The sequence below is a fragment of the Pseudomonas sp. ML96 genome, assembly GCF_000761545.1.
Taxonomy (GTDB): domain Bacteria; phylum Pseudomonadota; class Gammaproteobacteria; order Pseudomonadales; family Pseudomonadaceae; genus Aquipseudomonas.
In genome coordinates, this window is sequence record NZ_JPMY01000005.1 from 47,999 (window position 1) to 61,918 (window position 13,920).

The following is a 13,920-nucleotide window of genomic DNA, read 5'->3' on the forward strand; positions in this document are numbered from 1 at the left end:
TCAATGGCCCGCCTTCCACGGCTGACCGAGGGAAACCGGGGCATACAGGCGGGTCTTGATCGCGTCGCGGGAGAGCACCACCAGCACCAGGATGGTCGCCACATAGGGCAGCATTGCCAGCAGATTGGACGGCACGCTGATGCCGATGCCCTGCGCGACCAGGTGGAGGATGCTGGCCAGGCCGAACAGGTAGGCGCCGAGCAGCACGCGGAAGACCCGCCAGCTGGCGAACACCACCAGGGCCAGGGCGATCCAGCCGCGGCCGGCGGTCATGTTCTCCGCCCACATCGGCGTGTAGGCCAGCGACAAGTAGCCACCGGCCAGGCCGGCCATGGCGCCGCCAAACAGAATCGCCAGGGTGCGCACGCGCAGCACCGACAAGCCCATGGCGCTGGCGGCGTCCGGATTCTCGCCGACGGCCTGCAGGATCAGGCCGATGCGGCTCTTCAGCAGCACCCAGGCGATCAGCGCGAACAGGGCGAAGGACAGGTAGACCAGCACGTCCTGGTTGAACAGCATGTGGCCGATCAGCGGGATGTCGGCCAGCAGCGGGATGGCCACTGGCTCGAAGCCGGTCAGCGGCTTACCGACCCAGGCGGCGCCGACGAAGGCCGACAGGCCGACACCGAAGATGGTCAGCGCCAGGCCCGTGGCCACCTGGTTGGCCTGGCAGCCCAGCGCCACCAGAGCGAACAACGAGGACAGCAGCATGCCGGCCAGGCACGCCAGCAGCACGCCGAGCCACAGGTTGCCGCTGGCGAAGGCGACGATGAAGCCGATCACCGCGCCGAACAGCATCATGCCTTCCTGGCCGAGGTTGAGGACGCCACTCTTCTCGCACACCAGCTCGCCGAGGGCGACCAGTAGCAGTGGGGTGCCGCAGCGCACCATGGCATAGAGGATGTTGGACAGCAGGTCGAGATCCATGGGTACTCCGAATCAGGCCAGGGCGTCGCGGGTGGCCGCGCGCTTGTGCCACAGCGGTTTCAGCCGCGGCTTGTAGAGGATCAGCACATCGCAGGCGAGCAGGTAGAACAGCATCATTCCCTGGAACAGCTCGGTCAGCGATTGCGGCAGGTTGAGGTTCATCTGCGCGTTCTCGCCGCCCAGGTAGAGCAGGGCCATGAGTAGGCCGGCGCAGACGATGCCGATCGGGTTGAGACGGCCGAGGAAGGCCACGGTGATGGCGGCGTAGCCGTAGCCCGGTGATACCTGCGGCACCAGTTGGCCGATCGGCCCGGTGACTTCGCTGACCCCGGCCAGACCAGCCAGACCGCCGCTGATCAGCAGCGCCAGCCAGACCAGGCGCTTCTCGCGGAAACCGACGAAGCCGGCGGCGCGCTGGTCGAGGCCGAGCACCTTGATCTGGAAGCCGAGGAAGCTCTTCTGCAGCAGCACCCAGACCGCCACCAGGGCGAACAGGGCGAAGAACAGGCCGATATGCACGCGGCCGTCCTCGAACAGCTGCGGCAGGCGGCTGGCGTCACCGAACATCGCCGACTCGGGGAAGCTGAAGCCGTTCGGGTCCTTGAGCGGGCCGTGGACGAAGAACAGCAGCAGGTTCAGGGCGATGTAGTTGAGCATGATGGTGGTGAGGATTTCGTTGGCGTTGAACTGCGTGCGCAGCCACGCCGCCAGAGCACCCCAGGCAGCGCCGGCAAGCGCGCCGACGGCGATCACCAGGACCAGCGCCCAGCGGCTTTCCCAGTCGATGATGTGCACCGCCAGCGCGCTGCCGACCAGAGCGCCCATCAGCAGCTGGCCCTCGGCGCCGATGTTCCAGATCCGCGCCTGGTAGGCCACGGCCAGGCCGAAGGCGCAGAGCAGGATCGGCAGCGCCTTGATCAGCAGCTCCGAGACGCCGTAGAAGTCGCTGATCGGCTCGATCAGCAGGGTGTGGAAGGTGGCCAGCGGATCGTGGCCGAGCGCGGCGAACAGGATCGCCCCGCTGATCAGCGTCAGCAGGCCGGCCAGCAGCGGCGAGAGCAGGAGCATGGCGCGCGACTGCTGGGTACGGGGTTCGAGGGATAACAGCATGTCGGGCTCTCGTCAGGCAGCGTCTTGCGGGGTGTCGAACTGGCCGGCCATCCAGCGGCCGACCTCCACGGTATGGGTCTCGGCGGTGGCCTTGAGCGGTGACAGGCGACCGCTACACAGGGCGCCGATGCGGTCGCTGATCTGGAACAGCTCGTCGAGGTCCTCGGAGATCACCAGGATCGCCGCGCCGGCATCGCGCAGGGCGATCAGCGCGCGGTGGATGGCGGCGGCTGCGCCGACGTCCACGCCCCAGGTCGGGTGCGCGGCCACCAGCAGCTTGGGGTTCTGCAGGATCTCGCGGCCGAGGATGAACTTCTGCAGGTTGCCGCCGGACAGGCTGCGGGCCGGGGTGTGGGCGTCGGGGGTCTTCACCGCGAAGCGGCGGATGATCTCCTCGGCCAGCGCCAGCACCTTGCCGGCGCGGATCATGCCGCGGCTGACCAGGCCCTGCTGGAAGGCGGTAAGCAGGGCATTGTCGGAGAGGCTCATCTCCGGCACCGCGCCATGGCCGAGCCGCTCGGCCGGCACGAAGGCCAGGCCGCGGGCGCGGCGGGCGTCCGGGTAGAGGTGGGCCATCGGCTGGCCGTCGAGAGTGATGCGCTCGCGCTCGCCGGTCGCCAGGCGGACTTCGCCGGAGAGCAGGGCGAGCAGCTCGTCCTGGCCGTTGCCGGCGACCCCGGCGATGCCGACGATCTCGCCGCTGCGCACTTCCAGGCGCAGGTTGGCGAAGGAAGTGCCGAACGGGTCCTTGTTGCGCCAGCTCAAGTCATCCACGCGCAGGCGCGGCAGGCCGCCGGCGACTTTCGGGTAGCTGGCCTCCAGGCCCTCGGCGTCGCCGACCATCAGTCGTGCCAGTTGCAGGTCGCTGCACTCGGCCGGCACACAGTCGCCGGACACCCGGCCGCCGCGCAGCACGGTGGCGTTGTGGCAAAGGGCGCGCACTTCGCCGAGCTTGTGGCTGATGAACAGAATGCTGCAGCCCTCGGCGGCCAGGGCGCGCAGGGTGACGAACAGCTCCTCGACCTCCTGCGGGGTGAGCACCGAGGTCGGCTCGTCGAGGATCAGCAGCTTGATGTCCTGCATCAGGCAGCGAACGATCTCCACGCGCTGGCGCTCGCCGATGGACAGGCTGTGCACCAGGCGCTCGGGCTCCAGGCCCATGCCGTAACGCTGCGATACCTCGCGGATGCGCGGCGCCAGCTGCTTCGGCGTGCCGGCTTCGCGGCCCAGAGCCAGGGCGATGTTCTCGGCCACGGTCAGGGTCTCGAACAGCGAGAAGTGCTGGAACACCATGCCGATGCCCAGCTCGCGGGCCTGGGCCGGGTCGCGTACCTGGACCGGATTGCCCTCCCAGAGCACCTCGCCGGAGTCCGGCTGGGTCACGCCGTAGATGATCTTCATCAGGGTGCTCTTGCCGGCGCCGTTCTCGCCGAGCAGGGCGTGAATCTCGCCGGGCTGGATGCTCAGGTCGACGCGGTCGTTGGCCAGCGTGCCCGGATAGCGCTTGGTGATGGCGCGCAATTGCAGGCGTTGCGGCAGATCAGATTGGGACATGGTCGGCTCGGTGAATGGTCAGTGTGCGGCAGATAAGCAAAAACATGGCCAGATGGTCAGGATGGTTTGTCGGCCCCGTATTTCCTGGCTTTGCGGCATATCCAAGGCGTTATTGTTGGTCCCCGTGGGCGATGTTGGTGCGCGCCTGCGTTACGGACGGAAGCGCTGCACCACTTATGCACCAGTGCTGGGGGGCTGCAGGCCGCAACCTTTCAGAATCACCTGGGTGAGCGAGCGCGTCGCCCGCTCGAAGTCCGCCTCGGCGAGCTGCTCGCGGCCCAGCACGCGGCGGATCTGCGCACCGAAGTCGGCGTAGTGCTGGGTGCTGCTCCACAGCAGGAAGATCAGGTGAGCCGGGTCGACCGGGTCCATGCGCCCGGCGGCGATCCACTGTTCGAACACCGCCGTACGGCCGATGAACCAGTTGCGGTAGTCCTGATCGAAGTACGCGCTGAGGCAGGTGCAGCCGCCGATCACCTCCATGGCGAAGATGCGTGAGGCCTCCGGGTGCAGGCGCGAGAACTCCATCTTGGCGCGGATGTAGGTGCTCAGCGCCACGGCGGGGTCGTCGTCGACGCTGAGGTGGTTGAAGGTGCTGTCCCACAACTCGATGATGTCGGTGAGCACCGCGACGTAGAGGCTCAGCTTGTTGGTGAAGTAGTAGTGCAGGTTGGCCTTGGGCAGGTCCGCCTGCAGGGCGATGTTGAGCATGGTGGTGCCCTTGAAGCCGTGGCGGGCGAACTCCTGGGCGGCGGCGGCGAGGATGCGACTCTCGTTGGCCTGGCGAATGCGGCCGGCCGGTTTCTCCGCACTGGCCGAATGGGAGGGGATGAGGATGTTCATTGCGACTCTCGCTGAGGCTGGTGCCGCTTCCCTGCAAATAGCTGACCAATTGATCAGAGCCGCCGTTGCTGGGGGATACGCCGGCAATCGGCGCTGCGAGCGCCCTGCGGCGAGGCGCGGGCGTCGTTTTGGTGCGACGGATTCTTATTCCTACTGAATTACTAGGACTTTGTCCGGGAGCGGCGATTGGCGTACACTGGCGCCACGTTTGCGAGGAGTTGCCATGAGCGCCATCACCATTACCGACGCCGCCCACGATTATCTGGCTGATCTGCTGAAGAAGCAGAACACCACCGGTATCGGCATCCGCGTCTTCATCACCCAGCCCGGCACGCCTTACGCTGAGACCTGCATCGCCTACTGCAAGCCAGGCGAGCAGAAGGCCGAAGACACCGCCCTGGCGCTGAAGGAATTCACCGCCTGGATCGACGCCGTCAGCGAGCCGTTCCTGGAAGACGCCGTTGTCGACTACTCCACCGACCGCATGGGCGGCCAGCTGACCATCAAGGCGCCGAACGCCAAAGTGCCGATGGTCAACGAAGACAGCCCGATCACCGAGCGCATCAACTATTACCTGCAGACCGAGATCAACCCCGGCCTCGCCAGCCATGGCGGCCAGGTGAGCCTGGTCGACGTGGTCGAGGAAGGCATCGCCGTGCTGCGTTTCGGCGGCGGCTGCCAGGGCTGTGGTCAGGCCGACTTCACCCTCAAGGAGGGTATCGAGAAGACCCTGCTGGAGCGCATCCCTGAGCTGAAGGGCGTGCGTGACGTGACCGACCACAGCAATCGCGAGAACGCCTACTACTGAGTGTTCGCGGCTGCATGAGAAAGGCGCCCTCGGGCGCCTTTCGTCTTTCTGGCGAATCGCTTCGCTAGGCCGGCACGGCCTGGCGGCGGCCGCTGGCCAATGCCAGTAGCGCCAGAGCCAACAGCGGCAGCATGGCCAGGTTGACCGGGTTCCAGCCCAGGCCGCTGATCAGCGCACCGGAGGCGAAGGAGGCGCAGGCCGCCACCGTGCCGTTGCCCAGCTCCATCAGACCTTGGGCCTGGCCGCGTTCTTCCGGCGCATGGCCCTGGCCGAGCAGGGTGGTGCCGGCAACCAGCATCAGGTTCCAGCCCATGCCCAGCAGCAGCGACGAGACCAGGAAGTAGCTCTGCAGCTGCCCGCTCAGGGCGATGCCGGTGCTCGCCGCCAGCAGCACGATGCCGAGCAGGGCGACGCGGCGGCAGCCCAGGCGATCCACCAGCGGACCGGCGAAGAAGGCGGGCAGGAACATGCCGACCATGTGCCAGCGGATCACCTCGGCGCCGGCCTCCAGGGGCAGGCCGCACAGGCTCATGGCCAGCGGCGTGGCATTCATCACCAGGATCATCAGGCCATGGCCGATGGCGGTGGTGGCGATGGCAGTGCGTACCACTGGGCGGCTGAGCAGCGTGCGCAGGGCGGCCAGGCCGCCAGCGCTGCCGGGCGGCAGGGCGCCCTGCTGCAGGCCGGACAACAGCAGCAGACCCAGGCTGGCTAGGGCGGCGACTGCCAGATAGGCGCCGACGAAGGGCGTGGCCAGGGCGTTCTGCGCCCATAGGGCGAGCGGCGGTGCCAGCAGCGCCGCGCACAGGCCGCCGCCGATCACCCAGGCGGTGGCGCGACCTTTGTGCGCCTCGTCAACGGCTTCCAGCGCGGCGAAGCGGTAGTACATTGCCGAGGCCTGGTAGATGCCCAGCGGCAGGGCGCCCAGACAGAACAGCCAGAAGTCCGCGAGCCATATGCCGCCGGCGCTGATCAGGCCGCCGAGCACGCCGCTGGCAGCGCCCAGCAGCAGCCCGGCCCGCCTGCCATGGCGCTGCATGAACAGCGACAGCGGCTGGGTGGCGAACAGGTAGCCGAGCACCAGCAGGGCCAGCGGCAGGGTGGCCAGGCCGTTATAGGGCGCCAATTGCAAGCCGACCAGCGAGGTCAGCGTCACCCCGATCAGGGTGCAGCTCCAGAACAGCGCCTGGGCGAGGAACAAACGCAGTAGCGTGGGATTGCGCAGCAGGAACATGACAGGGCCTCACTGGCAGCCGGCGGGCTTGTGGGTGCGCTCGGTGACGGCGGGGCAGCGCTCCAGCTTGGCCGCTGGCCGAATCGGTCGGCGCACCAGCTCGCCGCCACAGTTGGGGCAGTGACCGTGCAGGCGGTTCTCTGCACAGTCCTGGCAGAAGGTGCACTCGAAGGAGCAGATCATCGCTTCGCGCGAGTCCGGGGGTAGGTCGCGGTCGCAGCATTCGCAGCCGGGGCGCAGTTGCAGCATGGTGGTTCTCCTTGGCGTAGTGATGGTCGGATTCAGGCGAAGCGCTGGGCGTAGTCCTGGGGGCTGACCGCCAGGTGCTTGTGAAAGGTGCGGCGCAGGTTCTCCGGGTGGCGGAAGCCGGTCAGCCGCGCCACCGTGCCGATCGATGCGCCGCTGTCCTGCAGCAAACCGCGGGCGGCCTCCAGGCGCAGCTGTTCGACATAACGGCCCGGGCCCATGCCCAGTTCCTGAACGAACAGGCGAGACAGGCTGCGGGTGGACAGGCTGGCGTGCTCGGCCAGCTTTTCCAGCGACAGGTCGGCGGCGAGGTTCTGCGCCATCCATTCCAGTAGGCCAAGCAGGCGTGGCGTGCGGCTGGCGTCCGGGGCGAGCAGGGCGCTGAACTGCGCCTGGCCGCCGGGGCGACGCAGGAACATCACCAGGCGGCGGGCCACGGCCAATGCCAGCGGCCGGCCCAGATCGGCCTCGACCAGCGCCAGGGCCAGGTCGATCCCCGCGGTGACGCCGGCGGAGGTGAAGATATGGGCGTCGCCGTCGCGGCCGCTGGGGTCGTAGGTATGCAGGCGATCACCGTCCACCTCGATGCCGGGGTGGCAGCTCAACGCGGCCACGTCGGCCCAGTGGGTGGTGGCGCGACGCCCTGCGAGCAGGCCGGCGGCGGCCAGGATCAGCGCGCCGGAGCACACCGAGCCGAGACGGCGAATGTGTGGTTCGGCCGCGCATAGCCAGTCGAGCAGCGGCTGGTTGTTGCATTGGGCGATCTCGCCTAGGCCGCCGGGAATCAGCAGGGTATCCAGTTCACCGGCAACGCAGTCGTGGCAGGCGCGTTCCGCGACCAGCTGGAAGCCGGCGGACGTGGCAATCGGCCCGGGAACATCGGCTAGCACCAGCAGGCGGTAAGCCTCGGGCAGGCCCTGGCGGCGCAACTCGACGTTGGCCGAGGCGAACACTTGCAGCGGGCCGGTCACGTCCAGGCTCATCACATCCGCATAGAGCAGGCTGGCAATGGTCTTCATGGGCTATCTCCAGGAGTTGGAGAGAGTCTGCACCTGCTGCCCAATGGCAACAAGGACAGTTAGCCCACAGATATTGCCACTTTACTGGCCGGCCATCTGGCCTTCGAGGAAGCGCAACAGCAGGCTCTCCTCGTCACGCAGGCCGCTGCGCGGGCGACTGCCGCGCAGCCGAGTCAGGCTGCCGTCGAGGAAGGCCTCGATCACGGCGGGGTGGATGTAGCACTTGCGGCAGATGGCGGGGGTGTTGCCCAGCAGGCTTGCGACCTGACGCGTCACCTCGACGACCTGGCTTTTCGATTCACTCTCCGAACCCGGCGTGAGCTCGCGCAGAAAGCCCAGGGCCAGGGCGCTGCCGGCCCAGGTGCGATAGTCCTTGGCGGTGAAGTCGTTGCCGGCGTGCTGCTGCAGGTAGGCGTTTACGTCCGCCGAGCTGACGTCGCGGCGCTGGCCGTCATCATCCAGGTACTGGAACAGTTGCTGCCCCGGTAGCTCCATGCAGCGCCGCACGGCGCGGGCCAGACGCGGATGGGCGAGACTGACGCGGTGCTCGACGCCGCCCTTGCCGCGGAAATGAAAACGGATGGCGCTGCCGCTGATCTCGACGTGGCGATTGCGCAGGGTGGTCAGGCCGAAGGATTTGTTCTGCCGCGCGTATTGCGGGTTGCCGACGCGGATCAGCGTGCTGTCGAGCAGGGCGATGACGATAGCCATAACCTTGTCGCGACACAGGCTGCGCAGGGCCAGATCGCTTTCGACCTGGCGGCGCAGGGTCGGCAGGGCATGGCCGAAGTCGAGTATGCGCTCGTACTTGTTGCCGTCGCGCACCTCACGCCAGCGCGCATGGTAACGGTACTGCTTGCGGCCGCGGGCATCGCGGCCGGTCGCCTGCAGATGGCCCTGCGGGTCCGGGCAGATCCACACATCGCTGTAGGCTGGCGGGATCGCCAGTGCATTGATGCGGCGAATCTCTTCTTCGTCGCGAATGCGCTCAGCGTCGCTGGTGAAGTAGGCGAAGTGCCCGCGCAGCTTGCGTCGGCTGATGCCGGGCTGACGGTCGTCGACGTAGTGCAGGTCGGCCGGCAGATCCGGGCACAGCGGCGTGCCGGTATCGCAACCTTCGTCCTCCGGCAGTGGTCGCTCGCCGCTGGCCAATGGTGTGGGGCGCTTGGTCATGGCTCGCGCCTCTGATGCGAGGCATGGCTCCACCACAGCCCGCCGCAGCGCGGGCAGGCCAGGGCCGCGCCGGCTGCCAGCGACTGCGCATTGCCGCAGCGGTTGCAGGCGCACAGATCGTTCTTTGGCGCGGTCTGGAAGCTGGGATTGAGCTCGTCTGGCAGTACCGAGAGGCCGGGGCGGGTGTCTGCGCCGGGGTAGAAATACAGGCTCAGATCGCCGTCGACCTCGAGAATGCCGAGGCGCACCTGGCCCAGGTGCTCCACGCCCGAGCGGCGCAGCTCCATGTGGAATTCGTCGCTGGAGATATTCTGCTGGTCCAGCGTGCCCAGCTCGAACCGGCCGTCGCGGATGATCACCACCGGCCTGCCTTCCACCCATGCGCCGAAGCGCGGGTAGCGCTTCATCAGCCGTGTGGTGAGGTTGTACAGCAGGAGCAGGGTGGTGAAGACCATGACCACCGGCAGCAGGGCAACGTCTTCGTAGAAGGACACATCGCCGGCGGCTGAGCCCAGGGTGAGGATCACCACCAGTTCGAACAGCGAGAGCTGGCGCACGCCGCGCCGGCCCGAGACCTTGAGGAAGACGAATACCGCCAGGTAAGCGAAGAGCGCCCGCAGCGCCACTTCGCCGAGGAAAGCCGGGGGAAAGTCGTCGAGCAGTATGCGCTGCCAGTCGAAGGCCTCCATGGTCGCCTCCTCACAAGCTCTGCGGGTTGCTCCAGGGCATGGACCAGGGCGTCAGCTCGTAGCCGCCCTTGCTCAGCTCCAGGCGGGCCAGCTCGATCAGTCCGGCCAGGCGCGTGGCATCGGCATACTGCGAGCGCGCGACATGGGCCTGGGAGAGCAGCTCGACCTCACTGTCGTCGAACACGCGGAAGGAGAAGCTGGCGTCCTCGAGGGTTACCTGGGTGGCACAGGCGTGTGGCAGGAAGGCCTGTTCGACGATGCTCTGGGCTTCTTCGAGGTTGAGAGGCGTGCTCATGCCGGCTCCTTGGTCCGTGGCTGTTAATCCATAGACGGGGCGGCACGCGTTAGGTTCGTACAGAAACAACAAGCCCCCTGGCCTTGCGGCACAGGGGGCAGGGGCTCGGCGGCAGGCCGGGGTGTTGCGAAGAGCTTACTCGGGCATGCTCCACGGGTCGAGGCTGTAACCCTGGCGGCTGATCTGCTCGCGCGACTGGATCAGCGCATCGGCCAGCTGCGCCGGGTCGGCGTAGGTACGGCTGTCCAGCTGCGCCTGGCCCAGGCGGCGGTTGGTACGGTCGATCACGGCCAGGGTAATCGAGCCGGTGCCGTCCTGCGGCTGCCAGGCGACGCACTGGAATGGCTGGAAGGCGCGACCGGCAATCAGAAGAGCTTCGTTGACGCGGAGCGAGGTATTCATGGGTCTGTTCTCCAAGAGTGCCCAATATGCGAGTGGCCAGCGAAGGCGCGTATTGCCGTGGCCTGTGCTTAATGGATGGTGAGACATGACCTTGGAGTCACATGCTGTCGTAAAAACATAGCTATTTGTCGCATGTAGGGGTTTTTTCAGTGTTTTCGCCGGCTTGGGCGGTGTTTCTTGGAACGCTGGGCGGGGTGCACCTATCTTATGCAGAGCTAATTCGCACAGGAGTGTCACCATGGGTTCCACCCTCAGCAGTCTCGTCAGCCTGGTCATCTTCGCCCTGGATATCTGGGCCATCATCAATGTGATCAAGAGCAGCGCGGAAACCGGGAAAAAGATCCTCTGGGTGCTGCTGATCGTCCTGCTGCCGGTGATCGGGCTGATCATCTGGGCGCTGATGGGGCCGCGGGGCAACGTGCGGATATGAACCGGGCCGCTGCGCCTGACGCAGCAAAGAAAAAGGCCGGCATTTGCCGGCCTTTTTCATTCCTGCCATTTACATGGTGATCAGGCCTTTCAGCAGCGCCTGGTGGAAGCGCTCCGGCGCCTCGACTTGCGGCGAATGGCCCAGCTCGGGGAACTCGACCAGGGTGCCCTTGGGCAATGCCGCGGCGGCCTTGCGGCCCAGCTCCGGGTAGTTGCCCAGGCGCTCGGCGAGCTCCTTGGGCGCGCGGGCGGCGCCTGGCGCTGTGCGGTCCTTGCCGCCGATCAGCAGCAGGGTCGGTGCCTGGATGCGGCCGAACTCGTGGATCACCGGCTGGGTGAACAGCATGTCGGCGGTCTGCGCCTGGTTCCAGGCCACGATCTCACGGCCCTTGCCGTGGTACAGGCCGACCTGCATGTCCACCCAGCGGTCGTACTCCGGCTTCCACTGGTCGTTGTAATAGAACTTCAGCTGGTAGTTCTTGATGCTCTCGTCGTTGGCCTTCAGCTCGCCCTGGTTGAGCTGGTCGATGCTGGCGTAGGGCACGCCTTCGGCCTGCCAGTCCTCCAGGCCGATGGGGTTGACCAGTACCAGCTGCTCCACCGTCTGCGGATGGTTGATGGTGAAGCGTGCGGCGAGCATGCCGCCCATGGAGTGGCCGACCACGATGGCCTTGGTCACGCCGAGTTGCTCCAGCAGCGCCTGGGTGTTCAGTGCCAGCTGGTTGAAGCTGAACTGGTAGCCGCGCGGCTTGCTGGAGGCGCAGAAGCCGATCTGGTCCGGCGCGATCACCCGGTAGCCCTTGTCGCTCAGGGTGGCGATGGACTGTTCCCAGGTGGCGCCGCAGAAATTCTTGCCGTGCAGCAGGACCACGGTATGGCCGTTGGCCTGGCCCTTGGCGGCCACGTCCATGTAGGCCATGGACAGTTTCTGGCCCTGGGACTGCAGTTCGAAGCGTTGCTGAGGGTACGGATAGGCGAAGCCTTCCAGCTGCTCGCCGTAGCTCGGCGTAGCGGCCTGGGCGGCGGTGCTGACGAGCAGGGGGGCTATTAGCAGGGCTGGGCTGATCCTGGACATGCGCGGACTCCTGATGGGAAAGCGGCAGTTGTAGGACAACTGCCGCTCCGGGAGAAAGCTCCGCGCTGTGCCTGAATGTTTCCGCTAGCTGCGCTCGACGACGCGCTGGTGCAATTGCTGGGACAGCTGATCCAGACGCTCGCCGAGGTTGACCAGCGATTCCTGGGCTTCCAGCAGCTCAGCGGTGGCGATGCGCTGATGCTGGCTCGCCTCGCGCTGTGCGGTGCTGTGGCTGCGTACCTGGATCAGTTGGTGGTGGGCCTGGTTCAGGGCCTGGCTGTGCTCGCGGATGGCGCCGGACAGGTTGGCCGTCAGCGCGGCGTTCTCGGCCAGGGCCTCGCCCACGTCGCTGACCTGGCTGGCGCCGGTATTGACGATCTGCTCGGACTCGCCGAGCACGCTCTGTACGGTGTCGGCGGTCTGGTTGCTGCGCTGCGACAGGTTGCGCACCTCGTCGGCGACCACGGCGAAGCCCCGACCATGCTGGCCGGCGCGGGCCGCTTCGATGGCGGCGTTGAGCGCCAGCAGGTTGGTCTGCTGAGCGATGGCGCTGATCATCTGCATCGATTCGGCGATGCGCGTATTGCTCGCCTGGATCGCCTGCATGCTCGACTGGGCCTGCTGCATGCGCGTGGCACAGGCGTTGACCTGGCCGCTGCTGTGCTGGGTGTCCTGGCTGAGCTGCTGCATGTGCGCGGTGCTTTGCTCCAGGCCGGCGAGGACCTCGTGCACGGCCAGGTCGAGCTGGTGCATGGCATCCGCCTGCTGCTGCACGTCGCCATCGATGCTTTGGCAGCGCTGGCGCATGCTGTCGAGGGTGGAGTAGAGCTGCTGTGACAGCTGACGCAGATCACCGGCGCTGTGCCGCACTTCATCGAGCAGGCCGGCCAATTGCTGGGCGCCGGCAGTGGCGCTCTTACCGATGCGTTGGGCTTCGTCCAGATGCTGCTGGGCACCATCCAGTGCCTGTTGGCGGACGCGTGCGCTGTACCACTGGGCCAGCCACATGGTGATCACCGGCAGCATGTAGCCCGAGTATTCGTTGAGCATGGCATCGCGTGCGCTCAGTTCGAACTGCGGCAGCGCGGCGCCGGAGCGGTCCAGGCGAATCAGCCAGAACACGAAGATCAGCTGCAGCAGGCCCCAGAAGGCCGCGCTGCGGCCACCGAGCAACAGGTAGGCGAAGCCGATCACCACCAGCGGCCAGAAGATATGCGCCGAATGCAGGCCACCCAGTTGATAGATGAGGATCATCGCGTAGCTGCTGATCAGGGCCATGGCGAAGTTGGCCGCGCCGCGGGCCGGCAGCCAGGCCTGGCGCAGTACCAGCAGGGCGATGGGCATGCCGATGATCAGCAGCAGCGAGCCCTGGACCAGGGCCTCGTTACCCAGGCGGCCCCACTTGATGCCGCTGTACAGGCCGATGGCGATACCGCACAGACAGAAGAAGGCCAGCATGCGGCTCAGCAGTTCGTCACTGCGGTCCAGCTCGGCTTGTGGCATGAGAGTGGCTAACAGCCCTTGTTGCATGGGAGTAGGCTCCGTTCTTATTCGTTATTGCCGCTGCTATCCGGGCGATGCAGCGGTGCGGCTTCAGCCTGGAAGGCGAGTGATGGCATTTGGCCGTGTCGGCAGATTACCCAGCCAAACGGGTGACGTCGCACTTTTGACGACAAAGCGCCGAATACGGCGTTTTCGTCGCCCATAAAGGCAGGAAAGTCGCCTTATTCGGACCAGACGGCGTATTCGTTGTCGCTGGGATCGGCGAAATGGAAGCGCCGGCCGCCGGGGAAGGCGAACACCGGCTTGAGGATGCGTCCGCCAGCGGCCTCGACCGCGTTCTGGCTGGCATTGAGGTCGGCGCTGTACAGCACGATCAGCGCGCAGCCGTTGTCACTGAAGAAGGCCTGTGGCGAGCGGTAGAAGCCGCCGTCGATACCGGCGCCAATGAAGCAGCTGTAGTCCGGGCCGTAGTCGGTGAAGGTCCAGCCGAACACCTGGGCGAAGAACTGCTTGCTCGCCTCGAGTTGGCGGCAGGGGATTTCCAGGTAGTTGATGCCGTGGTGCTGGTGCATGACGGGGCGCTCCTTGCGGTGGAGGCCCCATCCTCCGGTTT

16 protein-coding genes are annotated in these 13,920 nt (G+C 66.6%); 2 read left to right on the forward strand and 14 right to left on the reverse strand.

Going from position 1 to position 13,920, the window contains the following annotated elements; all coding sequences use genetic code 11:
- The 4 genes from IP89_RS03665 to IP89_RS03680 all read right to left on the reverse strand — a co-directional run bounded on the left by IP89_RS03665 (position 1) and on the right by IP89_RS03680 (position 4,434).
- The gene (locus tag IP89_RS03665; protein ID WP_043307793.1) at positions 1-927 is read right to left on the reverse strand and encodes an ABC transporter permease; all 927 of its coding nucleotides are present in this window, start codon (positions 925-927) and stop codon (positions 1-3) included.
- Positions 928-939: 12 nt separating this feature from the next.
- On the reverse strand, positions 940-2,037 hold the full coding sequence (locus IP89_RS03670; RefSeq protein ID WP_043307795.1) for an ABC transporter permease: 1,098 nt from the start codon (positions 2,035-2,037) through the stop codon (positions 940-942).
- Between the two features lie 12 nt (positions 2,038-2,049).
- A complete protein-coding gene (locus IP89_RS03675; RefSeq protein ID WP_043307797.1) occupies positions 2,050-3,591 on the reverse strand; it encodes an ABC transporter ATP-binding protein in 1,542 nt (513 codons plus the stop codon).
- A gap of 174 nt (positions 3,592-3,765) precedes the next feature.
- The gene (locus IP89_RS03680) at positions 3,766-4,434 is read right to left on the reverse strand and encodes a TetR/AcrR family transcriptional regulator (protein WP_043307798.1); all 669 of its coding nucleotides are present in this window, start codon (positions 4,432-4,434) and stop codon (positions 3,766-3,768) included.
- Between the two features lie 223 nt (positions 4,435-4,657).
- Here IP89_RS03680 and nfuA point away from each other — a divergent pair, with 223 nt between their 5' ends.
- Positions 4,658-5,242: a Fe-S biogenesis protein NfuA gene (gene nfuA / locus IP89_RS03685; protein ID WP_043307800.1), complete on the forward strand. Its 585-nt coding sequence runs from the start codon at positions 4,658-4,660 to the stop codon at positions 5,240-5,242.
- 64 nt (positions 5,243-5,306) lie between these two features.
- Here the strand turns inward: nfuA and IP89_RS03690 are convergent, their stop codons facing one another.
- The 7 genes from IP89_RS03690 to IP89_RS03720 all read right to left on the reverse strand — a co-directional run bounded on the left by IP89_RS03690 (position 5,307) and on the right by IP89_RS03720 (position 10,300).
- Positions 5,307-6,476 (reverse strand): MFS transporter, encoded by a 1,170-nt coding sequence (locus IP89_RS03690; protein ID WP_043307802.1) that lies wholly within the window; start codon positions 6,474-6,476, stop codon positions 5,307-5,309.
- Between the two features lie 9 nt (positions 6,477-6,485).
- Entirely contained in the window at positions 6,486-6,725 is a 240-nt protein-coding gene (locus tag IP89_RS03695) for a DUF1272 domain-containing protein (RefSeq protein ID WP_043307804.1), read from the reverse strand.
- 32 nt (positions 6,726-6,757) lie between these two features.
- Entirely contained in the window at positions 6,758-7,741 is a 984-nt protein-coding gene (locus IP89_RS03700) for a GlxA family transcriptional regulator (protein WP_043307806.1), read from the reverse strand.
- A gap of 81 nt (positions 7,742-7,822) precedes the next feature.
- The gene (locus tag IP89_RS03705) at positions 7,823-8,914 is read right to left on the reverse strand and encodes a DNA topoisomerase IB (protein ID WP_043307808.1); all 1,092 of its coding nucleotides are present in this window, start codon (positions 8,912-8,914) and stop codon (positions 7,823-7,825) included.
- Positions 8,911-9,603 carry a DUF421 domain-containing protein gene (locus IP89_RS03710; RefSeq protein WP_043307810.1) on the reverse strand — a complete coding sequence of 231 codons (693 nt, stop codon included), beginning with the start codon at positions 9,601-9,603 and terminating at the stop codon, positions 8,911-8,913. The genes IP89_RS03705 and IP89_RS03710 overlap by 4 nt, the downstream gene beginning before the upstream one ends.
- Positions 9,604-9,613: 10 nt before the next feature.
- Positions 9,614-9,898, reverse strand: coding sequence for a DUF1652 domain-containing protein (locus tag IP89_RS03715; RefSeq protein WP_043307812.1), 285 nt, complete (start codon positions 9,896-9,898; stop codon positions 9,614-9,616).
- A 135-nt stretch (positions 9,899-10,033) separates the two neighbouring features.
- A complete protein-coding gene (locus tag IP89_RS03720) occupies positions 10,034-10,300 on the reverse strand; it encodes a hypothetical protein (RefSeq protein WP_043307814.1) in 267 nt (88 codons plus the stop codon).
- Positions 10,301-10,538: 238 nt separating this feature from the next.
- On the opposite strand from IP89_RS03720, the gene IP89_RS03725 reads away from it, so the two are divergent.
- The gene (locus IP89_RS03725) at positions 10,539-10,730 is read left to right on the forward strand and encodes a PLDc N-terminal domain-containing protein (protein ID WP_043307816.1); all 192 of its coding nucleotides are present in this window, start codon (positions 10,539-10,541) and stop codon (positions 10,728-10,730) included.
- 69 nt (positions 10,731-10,799) lie between these two features.
- Here the strand turns inward: IP89_RS03725 and IP89_RS03730 are convergent, their stop codons facing one another.
- The 3 genes from IP89_RS03730 to IP89_RS03740 form a co-directional block, all read right to left on the reverse strand.
- A complete protein-coding gene (locus tag IP89_RS03730; protein ID WP_043307818.1) occupies positions 10,800-11,804 on the reverse strand; it encodes an alpha/beta fold hydrolase in 1,005 nt (334 codons plus the stop codon).
- Between the two features lie 84 nt (positions 11,805-11,888).
- The gene (locus IP89_RS03735) at positions 11,889-13,334 is read right to left on the reverse strand and encodes a methyl-accepting chemotaxis protein (protein WP_081963158.1); all 1,446 of its coding nucleotides are present in this window, start codon (positions 13,332-13,334) and stop codon (positions 11,889-11,891) included.
- A gap of 194 nt (positions 13,335-13,528) precedes the next feature.
- Entirely contained in the window at positions 13,529-13,879 is a 351-nt protein-coding gene (locus IP89_RS03740) for a VOC family protein (protein ID WP_043307822.1), read from the reverse strand.
- Positions 13,880-13,920 lie beyond the last annotated feature (41 nt).